At 72.6% G+C, this 19009-nt stretch carries 18 protein-coding genes; 8 read left to right on the top strand and 10 right to left on the bottom strand.

Annotation, left to right across the window (positions count from 1 at the left end):
- A complete protein-coding gene (locus tag DXZ73_RS15050) occupies positions 1-771 on the bottom strand; it encodes an MgtC/SapB family protein (protein WP_116211504.1) in 771 nt (256 codons plus the stop codon).
- Between the two features lie 89 nt (positions 772-860).
- Here DXZ73_RS15050 and DXZ73_RS15045 point away from each other — a divergent pair, with 89 nt between their 5' ends.
- Positions 861-2135 (top strand): pyroglutamyl peptidase, encoded by a 1275-nt coding sequence (locus DXZ73_RS15045; protein ID WP_116211503.1) that lies wholly within the window; start codon positions 861-863, stop codon positions 2133-2135.
- Positions 2136-2282: 147 nt separating this feature from the next.
- On the opposite strand, the gene DXZ73_RS15040 is transcribed toward DXZ73_RS15045, so the two are convergent.
- Positions 2283-3788: a serine hydrolase domain-containing protein gene (locus DXZ73_RS15040; RefSeq protein WP_240351350.1), complete on the bottom strand. Its 1506-nt coding sequence runs from the start codon at positions 3786-3788 to the stop codon at positions 2283-2285.
- Positions 3789-3854: 66 nt separating this feature from the next.
- Positions 3855-4583: a hypothetical protein gene (locus DXZ73_RS15035; protein ID WP_116211502.1), complete on the bottom strand. Its 729-nt coding sequence runs from the start codon at positions 4581-4583 to the stop codon at positions 3855-3857.
- Between the two features lie 108 nt (positions 4584-4691).
- Here DXZ73_RS15035 and DXZ73_RS15030 point away from each other — a divergent pair, with 108 nt between their 5' ends.
- Together DXZ73_RS15030 and DXZ73_RS15025 are read left to right on the top strand one after the other, a co-directional pair.
- Positions 4692-5327 (top strand): TetR/AcrR family transcriptional regulator, encoded by a 636-nt coding sequence (locus DXZ73_RS15030; RefSeq protein ID WP_116211501.1) that lies wholly within the window; start codon positions 4692-4694, stop codon positions 5325-5327.
- 82 nt (positions 5328-5409) lie between these two features.
- Positions 5410-7887: a glycoside hydrolase family 3 protein gene (locus DXZ73_RS15025; RefSeq protein WP_116211500.1), complete on the top strand. Its 2478-nt coding sequence runs from the start codon at positions 5410-5412 to the stop codon at positions 7885-7887.
- A 66-nt stretch (positions 7888-7953) separates the two neighbouring features.
- Here the strand turns inward: DXZ73_RS15025 and DXZ73_RS15020 are convergent, their stop codons facing one another.
- A complete protein-coding gene (locus DXZ73_RS15020; RefSeq protein ID WP_116211499.1) occupies positions 7954-8844 on the bottom strand; it encodes an SGNH/GDSL hydrolase family protein in 891 nt (296 codons plus the stop codon).
- Positions 8845-9167: 323 nt separating this feature from the next.
- On the opposite strand from DXZ73_RS15020, the gene DXZ73_RS15015 reads away from it, so the two are divergent.
- Together DXZ73_RS15015 and DXZ73_RS15010 are read left to right on the top strand one after the other, a co-directional pair.
- Positions 9168-9662 (top strand): DUF3145 domain-containing protein, encoded by a 495-nt coding sequence (locus tag DXZ73_RS15015; RefSeq protein ID WP_116211498.1) that lies wholly within the window; start codon positions 9168-9170, stop codon positions 9660-9662.
- A gap of 80 nt (positions 9663-9742) precedes the next feature.
- On the top strand, positions 9743-10621 hold the full coding sequence (locus DXZ73_RS15010) for an NAD(P)-dependent oxidoreductase (protein ID WP_116211497.1): 879 nt from the start codon (positions 9743-9745) through the stop codon (positions 10619-10621).
- Positions 10622-10693: 72 nt separating this feature from the next.
- Here the strand turns inward: DXZ73_RS15010 and fabF are convergent, their stop codons facing one another.
- From fabF to DXZ73_RS14985, 5 genes are all read right to left on the bottom strand, one after another.
- On the bottom strand, positions 10694-11956 hold the full coding sequence (gene fabF, locus DXZ73_RS15005) for a beta-ketoacyl-ACP synthase II (RefSeq protein WP_116211496.1): 1263 nt from the start codon (positions 11954-11956) through the stop codon (positions 10694-10696).
- Positions 11957-12023: 67 nt separating this feature from the next.
- A complete protein-coding gene (locus DXZ73_RS15000; protein WP_116211495.1) occupies positions 12024-12272 on the bottom strand; it encodes an acyl carrier protein in 249 nt (82 codons plus the stop codon).
- A 93-nt stretch (positions 12273-12365) separates the two neighbouring features.
- Entirely contained in the window at positions 12366-13412 is a 1047-nt protein-coding gene (locus DXZ73_RS14995; protein ID WP_116211494.1) for a ketoacyl-ACP synthase III, read from the bottom strand.
- Positions 13409-14380: an ACP S-malonyltransferase gene (locus tag DXZ73_RS14990; protein ID WP_205519170.1), complete on the bottom strand. Its 972-nt coding sequence runs from the start codon at positions 14378-14380 to the stop codon at positions 13409-13411. Before DXZ73_RS14990 ends, DXZ73_RS14995 begins: the two co-directional genes overlap by 4 nt.
- A gap of 89 nt (positions 14381-14469) precedes the next feature.
- Complete coding sequence (locus tag DXZ73_RS14985; RefSeq protein ID WP_116211492.1) at positions 14470-15654, bottom strand: PucR family transcriptional regulator; 1185 nt, start codon at positions 15652-15654, stop codon at positions 14470-14472.
- 57 nt (positions 15655-15711) lie between these two features.
- On the opposite strand from DXZ73_RS14985, the gene DXZ73_RS14980 reads away from it, so the two are divergent.
- A complete protein-coding gene (locus tag DXZ73_RS14980) occupies positions 15712-16392 on the top strand; it encodes a pirin family protein (RefSeq protein ID WP_116211491.1) in 681 nt (226 codons plus the stop codon).
- A 148-nt stretch (positions 16393-16540) separates the two neighbouring features.
- Here the strand turns inward: DXZ73_RS14980 and DXZ73_RS14975 are convergent, their stop codons facing one another.
- Positions 16541-17356 (bottom strand): serine hydrolase domain-containing protein, encoded by an 816-nt coding sequence (locus tag DXZ73_RS14975; protein WP_116211490.1) that lies wholly within the window; start codon positions 17354-17356, stop codon positions 16541-16543.
- Positions 17357-17487: 131 nt separating this feature from the next.
- Between DXZ73_RS14975 and DXZ73_RS14970 the strand changes: the two genes are divergently transcribed.
- Together DXZ73_RS14970 and DXZ73_RS14965 are read left to right on the top strand one after the other, a co-directional pair.
- Positions 17488-17955 carry a MerR family transcriptional regulator gene (locus tag DXZ73_RS14970; protein WP_116211489.1) on the top strand — a complete coding sequence of 156 codons (468 nt, stop codon included), beginning with the start codon at positions 17488-17490 and terminating at the stop codon, positions 17953-17955.
- Positions 17956-17961: 6 nt separating this feature from the next.
- Positions 17962-18984, top strand: coding sequence for an aldo/keto reductase (locus DXZ73_RS14965; protein WP_116211488.1), 1023 nt, complete (start codon positions 17962-17964; stop codon positions 18982-18984).
- The last annotated feature ends 25 nt before the right edge of the window (positions 18985-19009 follow it).

Here is a 19009-nt window from a genome sequence, read left to right as displayed (position 1 = left end):
TTATTCCGTGCTGTCGGGGTGGGAGCGCAGGCCCACGCCCAGGACGCCTTCCCAGTGGGTCAGTTCCTCTACCAGGGGGAGCGCGGAGCCCTTGCCCTCCAGGCTCAGGACGACGCCGGCCTCCTTGATCTTGCCGCGTTCGCGGTGGTCGCCGCGGTCCTCGGCCTCCGCCTCGACGTGGACGTCGGTGACGCGGAAGCCGCGCTTGGTGCACAGCTCCAGGACGCGGCCCAGCAGGCCGCGGCGCGTGCGGTAGGAGAGGCGGAGCTCGACCGGGCCGACGTCGGGGGCGACCGACATCCGCTTCGTCATCACCGGGAAGCCGCGGACGACGAGGAAGTGCACGACGGTCGCGGCGACGCCGAGCAGTGGGAGCCCGCCGCCGCAGGCCATGCCGACGGCGCAGGTCAGCCAGATGGTGGCCGCGGTGGTGAGGCCGCGTACGGCGTCGCGGCGGACGAAGATGAGGCCGCCGCCGATGAAGCCGATGCCGGAGACGATCTGCGCGGCGACGCGGGACGGGTCGAGGCCGACGCCGGGGACCCCGGCCACGGCGTTGAAGCCGTGGATCGAGACCTCCATGAACAGCGCGCTGCCCACGCCGACGAGGGTGTGGGTGCGCAGCCCGGCGCTTTTCTGCTGCAACTCGCGTTCCAGCCCGACGAGGGAGGAGAGGAGCAGGGCGATGCCCAGCTCCACGAACTGACGGACTCCTTGGCCGCTGCCCGTATCGAAGAGCGGCGGCACGGCGACGTACTCGGCTATTCGCATCCGTCAATTGTGGCCTGAAATCGCCGGTAGGTGTGGCCAGTTGTCTCCCCACTACCGCCCATGCCCGCGCAGTGGTTGTGTTCTGGCCCATGAGACCCAATGGGAAAGTCCTGATGTCCCTGGGAGCCGCGCTGCTGGTCTGCGCGGCGACCCCGTTCCCCGCCCTCGCGGCCCCCGCTGCCGCCCCTCAGGTCACGGCCGAGGAGCGGCGGCTCCCCGGTCCCGTGCCGCAGGAGATCCTGCGGCTCGGCGGGTTCGCCGATGTGGCACCCGGTTTCGGCCGCGACCTGACGGCCGCCCGTACGCCCGCGCAGGCCGAGCGCGTGGCCGTACGCGACGGGCGGCGGCTGTGGCGGCGCGCCGTGGACCGGGCGCAGGGGCGGGGCCCGGCCGGGGGCGGGCTGAGCCGGGACGACGACCGGCCGCTGTACTGGGCGCGGCTGGGCATGACGCGGACGCTCCGGGAATGGAAGCCTGCCTTCCCACTGTCCGGAAAGCAGCGCACGGAGCTGATCGAAAAGGTGGAACGGTCCTCGCGCGGCCAGGACTCGATCGACCTGCCGCCGGGGCCCGGCGTGAAGCGCGTACTGATCACCGGCTTCGACCCGTTCCAACTGGACGCCGACGCACGGCGCTCCAACCCCTCCGGCGCGGCGGCGCTCGCCCTCGACGGCACGACGATCCGGACCGCCGACGGCCCGGCGCGCGTCGAGGCGGTCGTCTTCCCGGTGCGCTGGGCGGACTTCGCGGACGGCACGGTCGAGCGGACGCTGCTGCCGTACTTCCGGCCCGGTCCGCGCCGCGTGGACCTCTTCACCACCATCAGCCAGGGCCGGCCGGGCCGCTTCGACGTCGAGCGCAGCAACGGCGCGTGGCGCGGCGGCCACCCCGACAACGCCGGTGTCTCCCGTACGGAGACCGTGCCCGTACCGCCCGGCGTCCCCACCGTGCGCCCGCAGCCGCAGTGGACGTCGACGACCCTGCCGTACGCCGCGATCACGGCGGCGCGGACCGGGCCGTACCCGGTGTACGACCACACCGCCGTCACCGAGATCCCGGCAGGCGGCACGGCCCCCGTCGTACGGCCGGACGGGCCGACGCCCGGGTCCACGGCCCGCGAGGGCGGCGGGGGCGACTACCTCTCCAACGAGATCGCCTACCGCGCGACGCTGCTCCGCGACGCGGTACGGCTGCGGGTGCCGGGCGGTCATCTGCACACGCCGGTGCTGGAGTTCGGCGCGGGCAACACCGACCCGGCGAACGGGCGGGTCAGCGACCCCGAATTCGTACGGAACCGGCTCGCGATCATCGCGCAGACCCGGTCCGTGATCGCGGTGGCCGCGGGCGGCGCGATTCGGCCATGATGGCCGGATGATCATTGCAGCAGCGCGGTTCTCGTCCCTTCCCGAAACCGGGGGAGACCCCCGGCCCCCCAGGGGATCCAGTCCGTCCGGCGTTTGAGGTCGAGCGGCGCAGCCGCTCCGGGGTCCGGGGGTATCCCCGGTCGCGGATCAGGACTTCGCCGTGGCCCGAACGCCGAAGTGGACGTAGCGGCTGCCGTCGGCCAGCGCGTAGAAGACCACCGGGATCCAGCCGTCCTTCGCGTTGCGGCGGCCCGCGAAGACCGTCTTCGCCGGGGTGGCCGAGACCGGGGTCAGGTGCCAGACGAGGGGGTCGAAGGTGCCCGCCAGACCGTCGGCGCCTTCGTACGTCAGCTGGAGGACGCCCTCGTCGGAGGGGCGGTCGGTGATGGTCATGAGGAAGCCCTCGCGCCGGTACGCGCCGGTGAACGGCTCCGTCCGCACGGTGGGCGGCTGCTCGGGCGGCCCGAACGCGGGCATGGTCACCCCGGCGAGCTCGGCGGTCAGTTCGCGGCAGAGCGTCTCGTAGACCTTGGGCGCGGCGCCGCCGCCGTTGGTCAGGAGGGCGATGGCGAGGCCCTTCTCGGGGATGGCGCGCAGATAGGCGAGCTGCCCGAATGTGCTGCCGTCGTGGCCGAAGCCGCGCGCGCCGTCCCACTCGAACAGGCCCCAGCCCAGGCCCCAGTGGGCGCCGAGGAACCACTGGTCGGGCATCTCGACCTCGCGGTTCAGCATGGCCTCCACGGCCGCGGGGGAGAGCACTTGGGTGCCGTCCGCCGCCGTGCCGCCGTCGACGAACATCCGGGCGAAGCGGACGACGTCGGCGGCGGTGGCGCTGATCCCGCCGTAGGGGCCGGCGGAACGGGGCAGCATGTTCCACATCGGGGTGGGGACCGGGTCCTCGCCGGGGTCGCCCATGTGTCCCATCGCGGCCCGGAAGCGCAGCACTTCCTCGGGCAGGGTCATCGTGCGGTCGAGCCCGAGCGGGGTGAGGAGCAGCTCCTTGAGCGCCTCGTCCCAGGTCTTGCCGGTGACGACCTCGACGATCCGGCCGAGGATGTTGTAGGCGGTGCCGGAGTAGGACATGGTGGCGCCGGGCGGGTTGGTCATCCCGATGTTCCGCGCGGCCTCGACGTAGCGGGCCAGGCAGTCGTCGCCGCGGCCGCTGTCATGGGCGAAGTCGCCCTCGATGCCGCTGGTGTGGTTGAGCAGCTGGCGCGGCGTGACCGTACGGGACGCCTCCGCGTCGGCGACGGCGAAGTCCGGCAGGACGTCCACGACGGGCGCGTCCAGGTCGAACTTCCCGGCGTCCGCGAGCAGCACCGCGAGGGCCGCGGTGTAGCCCTTGCTGATCGAGCCGATCTGGAACACCGAGTCGGTGGTCGCCTCGACGCCGGTCCGCGTGTGCAGGATGCCGCTCGCCAGCTCGTGGATCTCCCCGTCGGCCAGGACGGCCAGCACGGCGCCGGGGATGCGGTGGGCGGCGAGGAGCTCGTCGAGCCGGGCCTGCCAGTGGGCGGTGTCGAAGCCCTTGGGGGCGGCCACGCCCAGTGCGCGGTTCACGACGCGGTCCACCTCGCGGCTGGTGCGGTCCATGAGCTTCGCCACCTCCTCGTCCACGACCTTCGACACTTCCTGGTACACGTTCTCGGGCATGACGTCTCCCCCAGAGTTGACTCGGTGCTGAACTTCGGTGCTGGGCTCGGGTGATGCGGCCGGTGACTAGTCGGCCTGGCGCGGCCGCCTGCCGACGAGCCCGGCCAGGGAGGCCATGGTCGTCCGCGGGGGCTGCCTGAGGTCGCGGTCGGGGTGGATCAGGCGGCCGGCCAGGGAGTGGGCCAGGAGACCGAGGACGAAGCCGTACGCCGTCACCATGCCGTGCCCGTTGTCCTGGGCGAACCACATGGCCAGGCCGAGCACGGGCGCGCCGATGGCGAGCAGCATGTTCTTCCGCTCGCCGCCGCGCAGCAGGAGGGCGGCGGCCAGGGTCGCGGCGAGGAAGTACGTCGCCCCCGAACTCCCGGCGAAGTTGCGGGGGTCGGTGCTGCCGCCGGTCTGCCCGAAGAGCGCGTCGATGTGCTCCGGCAGGAGGATGCCCGCGGCGAACAGGCCCACCATCAGGGGGCCGCCCCAGAACCACTCCGCGAGGGCGGCGACGACGGCGAGGGTGGCGATGTTCCACGCCCCGCCGAGCAGCCCGCCGTTCTGCATGAAGACCGAGGTGACGACGCGCCACCAGCCGGACTCGGCCGGGTCGCTGTCGAAGGCGTCCATCGCGCCCGACCAGCAGAGCTGTGTCACGACTCCGGCGAGCGCGATCCCGGTCAGCCCGACCGCGGCCCGGGGGACCCGGCGCCGGGCCACGGTGTCCTGCCCGACGAGGGCCAGACCCCCGTTGAGCATCAGAACCATCAGTGCCGCCGTGGTCACGTTGAACAGCAGTGCGCCCATCGCCACCAGCCCCCCTCGAACTCCGTGTGGATTGTGCTGGACACGACATTAGCCGGGCCCACGACAGGATTCAAACACTGTTTGAAAATTGCCGCTAGGCTGAGCTCCATGAAGCTGACCGCAGACCGGATCATCGACGCGGGCATGGCCGTGTTCGCCGAGTCCGGATACCACGGGTTGTCCATGCGACAGGTGGCGGAGCGCCTCGGAGCACACGCCGGGAGCCTCTACTACCACGTGCCCAGCAAGAGCGCGCTGCTCCAGCTGATGGCGGACCGGGTCTCCCGGCAGGCGTACGACGCGGGCAGCGCCGCACTGGCCGCACTGCCCGGACAGGCCGACTGGCGCGACGAGATCGAGGCCCAGGCCGTGCCCCTGCGGCAGGTCCTCCTGCGGCACGCGGGCGGGGCCACCATGTTCGCCGACAGCCCGAAGGTGCTCAGCGCCGGAGCGCTGTCGATCATGGAACGGGTGCTGCACACCCTGGACGGCGCCGGCCTGCCCGACGATCACCTCATCGTCGCCGCCGACACCCTGCTCAGCCACATCACCGGCTACGTGCTCCAGGAACAGAGCGACCCCCCCGCCGTCCCCGTCAACGCGCAGGACGTCGCCGACCTCCACGAGCGCTTCCCCATGACCGTGGCCGCGGCGGCCGCGTACGACCAGGACGAGAAATTCGTCCGCAGCGTACGGCTGCTGTGCGCGGGCATCGGAACGCTGATCGAGGCGGCCCGTTCCTGAAGACGTACCACTGGAGAGCTTCCGCCCCCTGGGCGACCCTGGACGTCCGGCAACTCCCCGCCACCCGCAGCAGGAGGGCCCCATGCCCGACGACCGAGCCCGCATACCCGCCGTGGAAGCCGCGCTCCGCGCGCTCGGCCTCGACGACAAGGCCCGGCTGCTCGCCGGGGACGGCATGTGGACGCTGCCCGCGATGCCGCGCATCGGGCTCCGGGCGCTCGTCATGTCGGACGGGCCGGTCGGGGTGCGCGGCGTGCGGTGGACCGCCGGGGACCCCTCGCTCGCGCTGCCCAGCCCCACCGCGCTCGCCGCCACCTGGGACCCCGCGCTCGCCCGCCGCGCGGGACGCGTGCTCGCGCAGGAGGCGCGGCGCAAGGGCGTGCACCTGCTGCTCGCGCCCACCGTCAATCTCCACCGGTCACCGCTCGGCGGGCGGCACTTCGAGGCGTACAGCGAGGACCCGTATCTGACGGCGGAGATCGGCACCGGCTACGTCCTGGGCGTGCAGGACGGCGGCGTCGGCGCGACGGTGAAGCACTTCGTCGCCAACGACGCCGAGACCGAGCGGTTCACCGTCGACAACCGCGTCCCCGAACGCGCCCTGCGCGAGCTCTATCTGGCCCCCTTCGAGGCCATCGTCGAACGCGCCCGGCCCTGGGCCGTCATGGCCGCCTACAACCGGGTCAACGGCGTCAGCATGACCGAACACCACCACCTCCAGAACGAAGTCCTGCGCCAGGAGTGGGGCTTCGACGGCTGCACGGTCTCCGACTGGCTCGCCGCCCGCGACACCGTACGGGCCGTCCGCGGCGGCCTGGACATCGCCATGCCCGGGCCGCGCACGGTCTACGGGCCCGCGCTCGCGGCCGCCGTGCGGGCGGGCGAGGTGCCGGAGGCGCTCGTCGACGCCGCCGCGCGCCGGGTGTTGCTGCTCGCGGCGCGCGCCGGTGTGCTCGACGGGGCACCGGCCGCCGTCACCCGGCCACCCGCGCCCCTCGACGGCGAGGCGCTCGCCCGGGAGATCGCCCGCCGCTCCTTCGTCCTCGTACGCAACGAGGCCGTGGACGGCGCGCGCGCCCTCCCCGTCGACCCCGCCCGCACCCGCCGCGTCGCCCTCCTCGGCGGCGCCGCGCGGGACGCCCGGATCCTCGGCGGCGGCTCGGCGCAGGTCTTCCCCGCCCGGGTGGTGTCGCCCCTCGACGGGCTGCGGGCCGCGCTCCCCGACGGCGTCCTCGCCTACGCGCCCGGAGCCGAGCCCGGTGCCGAACTCATGGTCGCGGGACAGGGATTCAGCCTCGCCGCCGTCTGCCGGGACGCCGGTGGCAGGGTCCTCGGGCGGGAGGAGATGGCGGACGGCGCCGTGCAGTGGGCCGGCGATCTGCCGGACGGTGTCACGCACGCCGCCCTGCACACCGTCGAGGCCACCGGGACCTTCACCCCGCGCGAGAGCGGTCCGCACTCCTTCGGCACCAGGGGGACCGGCGGGTTCCGGCTCACCGTGGACGGGCGGGTCCTCTTCGACGGCACCCAGGCCGCCGGCCCGGACGCCGACCCCTTCGAGGCATTCCTGGGCGCGCCCGTACCGCGCGGCGAAGTGGCCCTGGAAGGGGGTAAAACGGTCGATATCAGCCTTGTGTGCGCCGTGACAAAACCGGCGAACACCCCCATAGATGCTGTGGCGTTCTCCCTCCTCCACCGCGAACCCCGGCGCGATCCGGACGCGTTGCTGGAGGAGGCCGTGGCCGTCGCGGCCGCCGCCGACACCGCCGTCGTGGTCGTCGCGACGACCGAGCGCGCCGAGAGCGAGGGCTTCGACCGCACCACCCTCGCCCTGCCCGGCCGCCAGGACGAACTCGTCGCCAGGGTCGCCGCCGTCAACCCCCGTACCGTCGTCGTGGTGAACTCCGGCGCCCCCGTCGAGTTGCCCTGGCGGGACGGCGTCGCCGCCGTCCTGCTCGGCTGGTTCCCCGGCCAGGAGGCGGGCACGGCCCTCGCGGACGTGCTCCTGGGGGCCGACGAGCCGGGCGGCAGGCTCCCCACCACCTGGCCGGCCCGCCTCGCGGACGCCCCGGTGACGGAAGTTGACCCACGCGAGGGTGAACTTGCTTATGAGGAAGGTGTGTTCATCGGATACCGTGCCTGGGAGAAGGCGCGGGCGGTCCCGGCTTACGCCTTTGGCCATGGCTTGGGCTATACCGACTGGTCGTACGAGGCGCTGGAAGTCCGGAGCGAGGGTACGGATGACCCGGTGGCCACGGTCCGCGTGCGCAACACCGGCACGCGGTTCGGCCGGGAGGTGGTCCAGATCTACCTCGCCGTTCCCCGGAGCGGCGAGGTGGAGCGCCCGGCTCGTCGACTGGCCGGTTTCGCCTCGGTTGAGGCGGCGCCGGGACGGACGGCGGAGGCGGTCATCGCCCTGGACCCCCGCGCCTTCGACGTGTGGGACGAGGCCGCGGCCGCCTGGCGGCGCCTCCCCGGCACGTACACCGCCGAGGCCGGCCGCAGCATCGCCGACCGCAGGCTGACCGCGGCCGTGCGGATCGACGGCACGGCCGTCTGACACCGCAGGACCCGGACCGGGGCGGGGCCACCTGACCGGCCCCGCCCCTCCTCCGGTGCTACGTGCTCACGCCGGTGGCCGCGCCGCCGTGATCGTGCGGTACGCCATCTCCGCCAGCTGCCGCTGACCGGACTTGCTGGGGTGGAACCAGTCCCACTGGCTCAGCTCCCCGCCCGTGAAGCCGTAGTCGTGCACGGAAGCGTCGTAGCGGCAGAGCCTGTCCCGGCGGCAGACGTCCGCGAGGACGGCGTTGTACTCCCCGACCCGCTTGTCGACCTGCGCGCGCCGCTCGGCCGAGGCCGCGTCCACGGCCTCGGAGTCGCGCAGCATCGAGGGGCAGACGCCCAGCTTCCAGACCGTCTTGGCATAGCTGTTGGTCCGCCCCTGCGACCACAGCCGCTTCAGGTCCGGGATGGCGGCGACATACAGCTGGGACGTGGGCAGGGCGGTGCGCAGCTCCTTGACCGACTGCTCGAAGTCCGTGCGGAAGGTGTCCACCGGCGTCATCTCGCCGACGTCGGCGCGGCACGCGTCGTTGGCGCCGAGCAACACCGTGACCAGCTGCGGTTTGTTGTCGACGGCGGCCCGCATCTGGGCGGGCAGGTCGGACATCCGGGCGCCGGTCCTCGCGTGGTTCCAGCTGCTCGTCTGCGGGGAGGCCAGCAGGCGGCGGGCGAGGCTGTCGACCTGGGTGCCGGTCGCCCAGGAGGCCTCCGGGCAGTCGGAGAGCAGGGAACAGGCGTCGAAGCCGCGGGTGATGGAGTCGCCGAGGGAGGCGATCGACTCCGGCCGGGTCTTCCACGCCGGGGCGGGGCTCGCGCTCGGCCGCGCCTCGGGCTCCGCGGCGGCGGAGCCGCCCTTGCCGTCGTCACAGCCGGTGACGAGGAGGCCCGCCACGGCCATGGCCGTGGCGGCCCGCACGGCCCCGCGCACCTTCCGTCCCGCGCTGCTCCGCATGGCTTCGTCCCCTCCGGCCGGGTGGATATCGGTACGGGTCCGACGGTACGTCACCGGAGGGGTGCCACCGCACGGTAGCTTTTCCCCGGGGGTGGTCGGGCAGGGCCCCGGCAGGTTCGCACTCCGGTATCGCCGTTTGGACAACACGTCACATCCTGTCCCTTTTCAGGAGAATTGCTCCCGATGGTGTTTACTGTTGGTAACCTCGCGAGCTGGTGCAGGAGTGGCCCTTGGGGCAGAATGTCTGTTGCTGTCCCAGGCGGGATCGGTACGGATGCGAGGCCGCTGGGGAAGGCGAACCTCGAACCGCACTGGAGGTCCCGGTGACGACACGTGGAGTTCTCTACGTGCACTCCGCGCCGCGCGCGCTGTGCCCGCACGTCGAATGGGCCGTGGCGGGCGTGCTCGGTGTCCGCGTCACGCTCGACTGGATCAGACAACCCGCCTCACCCGGCACCTGGCGTGCGGAATTCTCCTGGCAGGGGCAGGTCGGCACCGCCTCCAAGCTCGCCTCCGCGCTGCGCGGCTGGCACCTGCTGCGCTTCGAGGTGACCGCCGAGCCGTGCGCGACCGCCGAGGGCGAGCGCTACAGCTCCACGCCCGAGCTCGGCATCTTCCACGCGGTCACCGGCATCCACGGCGACATCCTCATCCCCGAGGACCGGCTGCGGGCCGCGCTCGCGCGCGCCGGCCGGGGCGAGAGCAATCTGGCGGCCGAGGTGGCGAAGCTTCTCGGCAAGCCGTGGGACGACGAGCTGGAGCCGTTCCGGTACGCGGGCGAGGGCGCGCCGGTCCGCTGGCTCCACCAGGTGGTGTGACCGGGGGCTCCGCCCCCGCACCCCTGCGGGCAACGGCGCGCTCTTGCGCTCGAGCATGCTCCAGCGCCTAGCTTCGGGTCATGACCGAAACCACCTCAGTCACCGTTCTCGGTACGGGAATCATGGGCGCCGCCATGGCCCGCAACCTCGCCCGCGCCGGTCTCGACGTACGCGCCTGGAACCGCAGCCGGGAGAAGGCCGAGCCGCTCGTCGCCGACGGAGTGCGCGTCACCGACAGCCCCGCGGACGCCGTGCGGGGCGCGGACGTCGTCCTCACCATGCTCCACGACGGGCCCGCCGCCCTGGAGGTGATGCGGGCCGCGGCGCCCGGTCTGCGGCCGGGGACCGTCTGGGTCCAGTCGACGACCGCGGGGCTCGACGGCTTCGACGCCCTCACCGGCTTCGCCGGCGAGCACGGCCTGGTCTTCGTCGACGCCCCGGTCCTGGGCACCAAGCAGCCCGCCGAGGCCGGGAAGCTGACGGTTCTGGCCGCCGGGCCCGCGGCGGCCCGTACGGTCGTCACGCCCGTCTTCGACGCCATCGGCGGGCGTACGGTCTGGGCGGCCGACGACGCCCCTGCCGACGCGGCCACCCGGCTCAAGCTCGTCCTCAACAGCTGGGTGCTCACCGTCACCCACGGCACCGCGGAGGCGCTCGCCCTGGCCGAAGGGCTCGGCGTCGACCCGGCGGGCTTCCTGGACGCGGTCGAGGGCGGCCCGCTCGACATGGGCTATCTGCGGGCCAAGGCGGCGCTCATCCTCAATGGCGGGTTCACCCCGCCCAGCTTCGCCACCACCACGGCCGAGAAGGACGCCCGGCTGATCGTGGCCGCGGGGGAGCGGGTGGGTGTGCGGCTGGATGTGGCCGCGGCGGGCGCGGAGCGCTTCCGCAGGGCCGCCGAGCGCGGCCATGGTGACGAGGACATGGCCGCTTCGTATTTCGCCAGCTTCGACCGCTGACGGGCGGGAAAAGCGGAGCGGCCCGCCCCCGGTTCGTCCGGGGGCGGGCCGCTCGCGCGTACGGGCGCGGGATCAGACCGAGCGGAGGGCGAGGACCACGTTGTGGCCGCCGAAGCCGAACGAGTTGTTGATCGCCGCGATCGGGCCCTCCGGGAGCGGGCGGGGCTCGTCGCGGACGATGTCCGCGTCGATGTCCTCGTCCAGCTCGTCGACGTTGATCGTCGGCGGGGCGATCCGGTGGTAGAGGGCGAGGACGGTCGCGACCGTCTCGATGCCGCCGGCGCCGCCCAGCAGGTGGCCGGTCATCGACTTGGTGGCGGACACCGCCACGTGGTCGAGGTCGTCGCCGAGGACCTTGCGCAGGGCCTTGATCTCGGCGGCGTCACCCTGCGGGGTGGACGTGGCGTGCGCGTTGAGGTGCACGATCTCCGACGGCTTGAGGTCGCTGGAGTCGAGCAGGTTCTGCAGGGCCGCGGCGATGCCGCGGCCGGTCGGCTCGGGCTGCGCGATGTGGTGGCTGTCCGCGGACAGGCCCTGGCCCAGCACCTCGCAGTAGACGCGGGCACCGCGCTGCGCGGCGTGCTCGGCCGACTCCAGGATGACGACGCCCGCGCCCTCGCCGAGGACGAAGCCGTCACGGCCCTTGTCGTACGGGCGGGAGGCCTTCTCGGGCTCGTCGTTGTTCTTGGACATCGCCATCATGTTGGCGAAGGCCACGATGGGCAGCGGGTGGATGGCCGCCTCGGTGCCGCCGGCGACGACCACGTCGGCACGGCCGGTGCGGATCATCTCCACGGCGTAGCCGATCGCCTCGGCGCCGGACGCGCAGGCGCTGACCGGGGTGTGCACGCCCGCCTGGGCGTTCACCTCCAGGCCGACGTTGGCGGAGGGGCCGTTGGGCATCAGCATGGGCACGGTGTGCGGGGAGACGCGGCGGACGCCCTTCTCCTTGAGCACGTCGTACTGGTCGAGCAGGGTGGTCACACCGCCGATGCCGGAGGCGATGACCGTGCCGAGCCGCTCGGGGGCGATCGCGGCATCCTCGCCCGCCTTCGCGGTGAAGCCCGCGTCGGCCCACGCCTCACGGGCGGCGATCAGCGCGAACTGCGCGGACCGGTCCGTCTTGCGGGTGAGCGGGCGGGGAAGGACGTCCTCGGGGTCCACGGCCGCGCGGGCCGCGATCCGGACCGGGAGCTCGGCGAAGCGCTCGCCCTCCAGGGGCTTGACGCCCGAGCGCCCGGCGAGCAGGCCTTCCCAGGTCGATGCGCTGTCGCCACCCAGCGGTGTGGTTGCGCCGATACCGGTGACGACCACGGTGCGATTGGTCGGGTTCACAGGGATTCTGTCTCCACGTGTAGAGGTGCTGGAACCGCCACCGCCGGGGTGGCGACGAACGCTTGGATCAGGCCTGGTGCTTCAGGATGTAGTCGGCAGCGTCACCGACGGTCTTGAGGTTCTTGACGTCCTCGTCGGGGATCTTGACCTCGAAGCGCTCCTCGGCGGCCACGACGACCTCGACCATGGACAGCGAGTCGACGTCCAGGTCGTCGGTGAAGGACTTGTCCAGCTTGACGTCCTCGACCGGGATGCCCGCGATCTCGTTGACGATCTCGGCGAGACCCTCGAGGATCTGCTCCTGGGTGTGAGCCATTGCGGCGCTCCTTCTATGTGCGGTGAAACTGCGTTATGGAAAAACTGCTGCTGAGGTGAGGGGCCGAGCGGCGACAGCCACGCGGATTCTCGCCTAGGGGAGGGTAACGACCGTCGCGGCGTAGACGAGACCCGCCCCGAACCCGATGACGAGCGCGGTGTCCCCGCTCTTCGCCTGCCCCGTGGCCAGAAGTCGCTCCATGGCCAGCGGAATGGAGGCCGCGGACGTGTTGCCCGTGGTCTCCACGTCACGCGCGACCGTGACGCTCTCCGGCAGTTTGAGGGTCTTCACCATCGAGTCGATGATCCGCATGTTGGCCTGGTGCGGAATGAAGACGTCCAGGTCCTCCGGGCTGACGCCGGCGTCGTCCAGCGCCTGCTGGGCGACCTTCGCCATCTCGAAGACGGCCCAGCGGAAGACCGCCTGGCCCTCCTGGGTGATCGCGGGGAAACGGATCTCCTCCAGGGCCTGGCGGACCTCGGCGCCGTCGCCGCCGGGGAGGGGCGTCGTGCGGTACTCGTCCCAGCCCACGGTCTGCTTGATCGTGTGCGACTTGTCGCCCTCCGACCCCCAGACCGTCGGGCCGATCGCCGGCTCCTGCGACGGGCCGACGACCACGGCACCCGCGCCGTCGCCGAACAGGAAGGCCGTCGCGCGGTCCTCCAGGTCCGTCAGGTCCGACAGCCGCTCCACGCCGATGACCAGTACGTATTCGGCCGAACCCTCGACGATCAGGCCCTTGGCCAGCGTCAGGCCGTAGCCGAAGCCGGCGCAGCCCGCGGAGATGTCGAAGGCGGCGGGCTTGCCCGCACCGATCTTGTGCGCGATCTCGGTGGCGATCGCCGGGGTCTGCTTGAAGTGCGAGACCGTGGAGACGATCACGCCACCGATCTGCTCGGGGGTGATGCCCGCGTCGGCGATGGCCTTGCCGGCCGCCTCGACCGACATCGCGGACACCGTCTCCTCGGGGCCCGCCCAGTGCCGGGTGGCGATGCCCGAACGGGACCGGATCCACTCGTCCGAGGAGTCGATGTACTTGAGGATCTCCTCGTTCGGAACCACTCGCGTCGGGCGGTAGCCGCCCACGCCGAGGATGCGCGCGTAGGGGGCGCCCTTGCTGGGCCTGATCTTCGCGGTCATGCTCGCGGGGCTCCTTGTTCGGCCGTGGTCGCGGCGGCGGGGGCGTACTCGGCGATCAGCTCGCGAGCCGCGTCCAGATCGGCCGGGGTCTTGAGCGCGAGGGTCCGCACACCGGGCAGCGCGCGCTTGGCGATGCCCACGAGGGTGCCGCCGGGCGCGAGCTCGATGATCGCGGTGACGCCGAGTTCCTTGAAGGTGTCCATGCACAGGTCCCAGCGGACCGGGTTGGCCACCTGGCCGACCAGCCGCCGCACGACCTCCGTGCCGGAGGCGACGACCGCGCCGTCCTTGTTGGAGACGTAGCGGGTGTGCGGGTCGGCGGGGGACAGCTCCCGCACGGCCGACTCCAGCACCTCGACGGCCGGGGCCATGTGCTCGGTGTGGAAGGCGCCGGCGACCTTCAGCGCGACGACGCGCCGGGTGCCCTCCGGCTTGTCCTCCGCGAGCGCGGCGAGCTGCTCCGCGGTGCCGGCGGCGACGATCTGGCCCGCGCCGTTCACATTGGCGGGCGTCAGGCCGAGCTTCTCCAGGTGCGGCAGTACGACGTCGGCGTCCCCGCCCAGCAGGGCGGACATGCCGGTCTCCGTCACGGCGGCGGCGTCGGCCATCGCGAGACCGCGCTTGCGCACGAGCTCCAGCGCGGACCGCTCGGGGAGTACCCCGGTCAGGGCGGCGGCGGCGAGCTCGCCGACGCTGTGCCCCGCGGCGGCGCCCACCAGGCGGGCGAAGTCCTCGTCCGTCGGGAACAGCTGCCGGGCCGAGACCAGCGCGGAGGCCACCAGCAGCGGCTGGGCCACGGCGGTGTCACGGATCTCGTCCGCGTCGGCGTTCGTGCCGTAGTGGACCAGATCCAGGTCGATGGCGGCCGACCACTCACGGAGTCGGTCTTCGACACCGGGGAGGTCGAGCCAGGGGGTCAGGAAGCCGGGCGTCTGAGCGCCCTGGCCGGGGGCGACGAGTACGAGCACCCTCACACTCTCTCTCGTGGACGGCCTTGGCCACCGGTGGGGACAGGGACCAAGAACCGTCAGGGGAATTGTTGATGTCCAACAAAAGCCTAGAGCTGGGACTCCGCGTCTGCCAGGCGCCCCAGGATCAGCGCGACTCGCAGTGTGAAGGCCGAACGCACGTCGGAGGGTGACCATCCGGTGACGTCCGTCACACGTCGGAGGCGGTATCTCACGGTGTTCGGGTGGACGAACAGCATCCGGGCCGCCCCCTCAAGGCTACTTGCCTGCTCCAGATAGACGCTCAGCGTCTCCAGCAGGGCCGAGCCCGCTTCTTCGAGCGGTCTGTAGATCTCCTCCACCAGTTGCTCACGCGCGGTAGCGTCCCCGGCCATCGCGCGCTCCGGCAGAAGATCATCGGCGAGTACCGGCCGGGGGGCGTCCGGCCAGGCGGCGCACGCCTTCAGCCCCGCCGCCGCGGCCTGCGCGGAGCGGGTGGCCGCCAGCAGGTCCGACACCACGGGACCGGCCACCACCGGGCCCGCCGCGAACGGCCCGATCAGGGCTTTCGCCGCCTGCAGCGGATTGTCCGAGCCGCCCGCGATCACCACCAGCCGGTCCCCGAGCACCCCCGTCAGCACCTGGAGCTTCGCGTGCCGCGACGCCCGCCGGATCGCCTCGACCGTCAGCTCGCTGTCCCCGTCGGGCGCCGTCCCCAGCACCACCGCCACGTGCGAGGGCGAATTCCAGCCGAGGGCGGCGGCCCGGGACAGGGCGCCCTCGTCGGCCTCGCCCGACAGCACCGCGTTGACCACCAGCGACTCCAGCCGGGCGTCCCACGCGCCGCGCGCCTCCGCGGCCTGTGCGTACACCTGAGCGGTGGCGAAGGCGATCTCCCGCGCGTAGACGAGCAGGGCCTCGCGCAGCACAGACTCGTCACCCGGCGCGGCCACCTCGTCGATCGCCGACTCCATGACCTCGATGGTCGTGCGGACCATCTCCACGGTCTGGCGCAAAGTGATCGCCCGCGTCAGCTCGCGCGGGGCCGTGCCGAAGACGTCCGTGCTGATGGCCTGCGGCGTCTCCGGATGCCGGAACCACTCGGTGAACGCCGCGATACCGGCCTGGGCGACCAGGCCGATCCAGGAGCGGTTCTCCGGGGGCATCGCCCGGTACCACGGCAGCTGGGCATCCATCCGGGCGATGGCGGCGGCGGCCAGCGTGCCGGATGACTTCTCCAGACGGCGGAGGGTGGCGCTGTGCGGATGCGGGGTGTTAGCGGCGGGTTCAGGCACGGGGACAAGCCTGCCTTATTCGGGTGCCGAGCGGGGTCGCCGGGCTACGGTAGCCCGATGACGCACGTGCGACGCGCCGTACAACGAGCAGGTGAACGCTTCCTCGGCGGCGATCCGGAGGCCGGGATCGAGACCTGGCACGCGTTCTCCTTCGCCGGGTTCTACGACCCGGACAACGTCCGGTTCGGCCCCCTCGCCGCCTGCAACGAGGAGCGCCTCGCGCCCGGCGCGGGCTTCGCGGAGCACCCGCACCGCGACGTCGAGATCGTGACCTGGGTGGTCGAGGGCGAACTCACCCACGAGGACTCCACCGGTCACCGCGCGGTCGTCCGTGCCGGGGATCTCCAGCGGTTCGGCGCGGGCTCCGGGGCGCGGCACTCCGAGCGGAACGAGGGGGTGGTGCCGCTGCGCTTCGTGCAGATGTGGCTGACGCCCTCGGAGTTCGACGGCGAGCCGTCCTACGAGCTGCTGCCGCAGGTCCCGGACGGCGCGTATCCCCTGGCCGGGGCGGAGGCGGTCCTGCACGTGCGCCGGCTCGCGGCCGGGGAGCGGGTGTCCGTGCCGGACGCGCAGTGGCTGTACGTCCATGTCGTACGGGGTTCCGTGCGGCTGGACGGGGATGTGGTGGGGGAGGGGGATGCGATGCGCTTGTTCGAGGCGGTGGGGGTGTCGGCGGAGGCGGTCGGCCCGACGGAGCTTTTGCTGTGGGCGATGCACGCGGAGCCCCACTTCGGCTGACGCCGGGTCTTTCCCCGACCCGCCCCTTCCCGAACTGGGGCGCGTGCCCCAGACCCCCGACTGCGGGCCGGGGGTCGGTTGTGCCCACCCGTTCCGCCCAGCGGAACGATTGCCCACAACCAGAGCTGGGGAACAGAACCCGGCGCGGTCAGACAGCCAGCTCTGCCAGGACCGCGTCCGTCAGGGGTGGCCATGCCTCCGTCGCCCACGGTCCGAACGGGCGGTCCGTCAGGGCGACGCAGGCCGCGCCCGCCGTCGGGTCCACCCACAGGAACGTGCCCGACTGGCCGAAGTGGCCGTATGTGCGGGGGGAGGACGACGCCCCCGTCCAGTGCGGGGACTTGCCGTCGCGGATCTCGAAGCCGAGGCCCCAGTCGTTGGGGCGCTGGTGGCCGTAGCCCGGGAGGACACCGGTCAGGCCGGGGAAGGCCACCGTCGTCGCCTCGTCCAGCGTCTGCCGCGACAGCAGCCGCGGAGCCTGGAGCTCAGCCGCGAAGCGGGCCAGGTCGTCGACGGTGGAGACGCCGTCCTTGGCGGGGGAGCCCTGGAGGTCCGTCGCCGTCATGCCGAGCGGCTCCAGCACCGCCTGCCGCAGGTACTCGGGGAAGGCGATGTCCGTCGCCTTGGCGATGTGGTCGCCGAGCACCTCGAAGCCCGCGTTGGAGTACAGCCGCCGCGTCCCCGGCTCGGCCGTCGCCCGGTGCTCGTCGAAGGCCAGCCCGGAGGTGTGGGCGAGCAGGTGGCGGACCGTGGACCCGGCGGGACCGGCCGGCTCGTCCAGCTCGATCGCGCCCTCCTCGACGGCGAGCAGCGCGGCGTACGCGGTGAGCGGTTTGGTCACGGAGGCCAGGGCGAAGCGGTGCGCGGTCGGCCCGTGGGCCCCCGCGAGGCTGCCGTCGGCCCGTACGACTGCCGCAGCAGCGGTCTCCACCGGCCAGTTCTCGATCTTCCGCAGGCTCTCCATGGGTGCGAGCCTAACCCGGTCAGGATCACCTCAAGTTCCCGCTTGCTTGGAGTGCACTCCAACTCTCTAGCGTTGTCCATGTCGCAAGGGCTTCTCGACCGCGAACGGCCCGCGACGCAAGGGGGATCCGTATGACCGTTCTGGACCACGCGCCGGGAGAAGTGCGGGACCGGGCCGAGCCCTGCCGGCCGGGCCCGAAGCCCGGCCGGCCGCAGGGCCGCGACCGCTACACGATCAGTGAGGTGGCCGAGTACACCGGCCTGTCCGCGCACACCCTGCGCTGGTACGAGCGGATCGGGCTGATGCCCCACGTGGACCGCACGCACACGGGCCAGCGCCGTTACACCGACCGCGACCTGGACTGGCTGGACCTGGTCGGCCGGCTGCGGCTGACCGGGATGCCGGTGGCCGACATGGTGCGGTACGCGCAGATGGTGCGCGAAGGCGAACACACCGTCGCCGCCCGCGAACGGCTGCTGAGCGCGCACCGCGACGACGTGCGGCGCCGCATCGCGGAGCTGCGGAGCACGCTCGACGTGCTCGACTACAAGATCGACATTTACGCCGACGCCCGACGCCGGGCGTCCGAAGGGGTCTGAACGCTGATGAGCAGCAACGACACGATCACCACCGCGAAGCTCGGCACCGGCGGACCCGAGGTCGGCGTGCAGGGCCTGGGCTGCATGGGCATGAGCTTCGCCTACGGACCGACGACCGACGAGGCCGAGGCGCGGGCGACGCTGGAGCGGGCGTTCGAACTGGGCGTCACCCTCTTCGACACGGCCGACGTCTACGCCTTCGGCCGCAACGAGGAGTTCATCGCGCCCTTCGTCCGGGCCCACCGCGACCGCATCACGCTGGCCACCAAGTTCGCCATCGTGCGGCGCGAGGACGACCCGTCGTACCAGGCCATCCGCAACGACCGCGACTACATCCGCGAGTCCGTCGAGGGCAGCCTGCGCCGCCTCGGCGTCGACCACATCGACCTCTACTACATGCACCGCCGCAACCCCGACGTGCCCATGGAGGAGAGCGTCGGCGCCATGGCCGAGCTGGTGGCCGAGGGCAAGGTGCGCCACCTGGGCCTGAGCGAGGTGACGGGCGCCGAACTGCGCGCCGCCCAGGCCGTGCACCCGATCGCCGCCGTGCAGCAGGAGTGGTCGCTCTTCAGCCGCGACATCGAGGTGAGCGTGGTGCCCGCGGCGCGCGAGCTGGGCGTGGCCGTCGTGCCGTACTCGCCCCTCGGCCGCGGCTTCCTGACCGGCTCGTTCGTCAACGCGGAGAAGGAGCTGACGAACGACGACTGGCGGCGCAGCCAGCCGCGCTTCACGGGCGACAACGCGGCGGCGAACGCGGCGCTGCTGGAGCCGGTGCGCGCGGTCGCCGAGGCGCACGGGATCACGCTGGGTCAGGTCGCCCTGGCGTGGGTGCAGCAGCGGGCCTCGGTGCACGGCCTGACGGTCGTTCCGATCCCCGGCACGCGCAAGCGGTCCCGGCTGGACGAGAACACCGCCGCCACGCGGATCGTGCTGACGGAGGAGCAGCTGGCGGCTCTGGAGCCGATCGCCTCGCAGGTGGCGGGCGACCGCTACCCGGACATGTCCTTCACGGCGGTCGGCCGGGAGTAGTCGGTGGGCCGGGGCTCCGCCCCGG

The organism is Streptoverticillium olivoreticuli subsp. olivoreticuli (genome assembly GCF_003391135.1).
In the GTDB taxonomy this organism is placed as follows: Bacteria; Actinomycetota; Actinomycetes; order Streptomycetales; family Streptomycetaceae; genus Streptomyces; species Streptomyces blastmyceticus.
Note: the sequence above shows the minus strand (reverse complement) of the source record. Positions and strands in the feature narration are given on the sequence as shown.

Coding starts and splice junctions, on each gene's coding strand:
- DXZ73_RS15030 (WP_116211501.1), top strand. CDS start 4,692: ATGAAGCTGACCGCAGACCGGATCATCGACGCGGGCATGGCCGTGTTC.
- DXZ73_RS14980 (WP_116211491.1), top strand. CDS start 15,712: ATGACGCACGTGCGACGCGCCGTACAACGAGCAGGTGAACGCTTCCTC.
- DXZ73_RS14965 (WP_116211488.1), top strand. CDS start 17,962: ATGAGCAGCAACGACACGATCACCACCGCGAAGCTCGGCACCGGCGGA.
- DXZ73_RS15045 (WP_116211503.1), top strand. CDS start 861: ATGAGACCCAATGGGAAAGTCCTGATGTCCCTGGGAGCCGCGCTGCTG.
- DXZ73_RS15035 (WP_116211502.1), bottom strand. CDS start 4,583: ATGGGCGCACTGCTGTTCAACGTGACCACGGCGGCACTGATGGTTCTG.
- DXZ73_RS15050 (WP_116211504.1), bottom strand. CDS start 771: ATGCGAATAGCCGAGTACGTCGCCGTGCCGCCGCTCTTCGATACGGGC.
- DXZ73_RS14970 (WP_116211489.1), top strand. CDS start 17,488: ATGACCGTTCTGGACCACGCGCCGGGAGAAGTGCGGGACCGGGCCGAG.
- DXZ73_RS15040 (WP_240351350.1), bottom strand. CDS start 3,788: ATGCCCGAGAACGTGTACCAGGAAGTGTCGAAGGTCGTGGACGAGGAG.
- DXZ73_RS15000 (WP_116211495.1), bottom strand. CDS start 12,272: ATGGCTCACACCCAGGAGCAGATCCTCGAGGGTCTCGCCGAGATCGTC.
- DXZ73_RS14975 (WP_116211490.1), bottom strand. CDS start 17,356: ATGGAGAGCCTGCGGAAGATCGAGAACTGGCCGGTGGAGACCGCTGCT.
- DXZ73_RS15020 (WP_116211499.1), bottom strand. CDS start 8,844: ATGCGGAGCAGCGCGGGACGGAAGGTGCGCGGGGCCGTGCGGGCCGCC.
- DXZ73_RS15025 (WP_116211500.1), top strand. CDS start 5,410: ATGCCCGACGACCGAGCCCGCATACCCGCCGTGGAAGCCGCGCTCCGC.
- DXZ73_RS14995 (WP_116211494.1), bottom strand. CDS start 13,412: ATGACCGCGAAGATCAGGCCCAGCAAGGGCGCCCCCTACGCGCGCATC.
- DXZ73_RS15010 (WP_116211497.1), top strand. CDS start 9,743: ATGACCGAAACCACCTCAGTCACCGTTCTCGGTACGGGAATCATGGGC.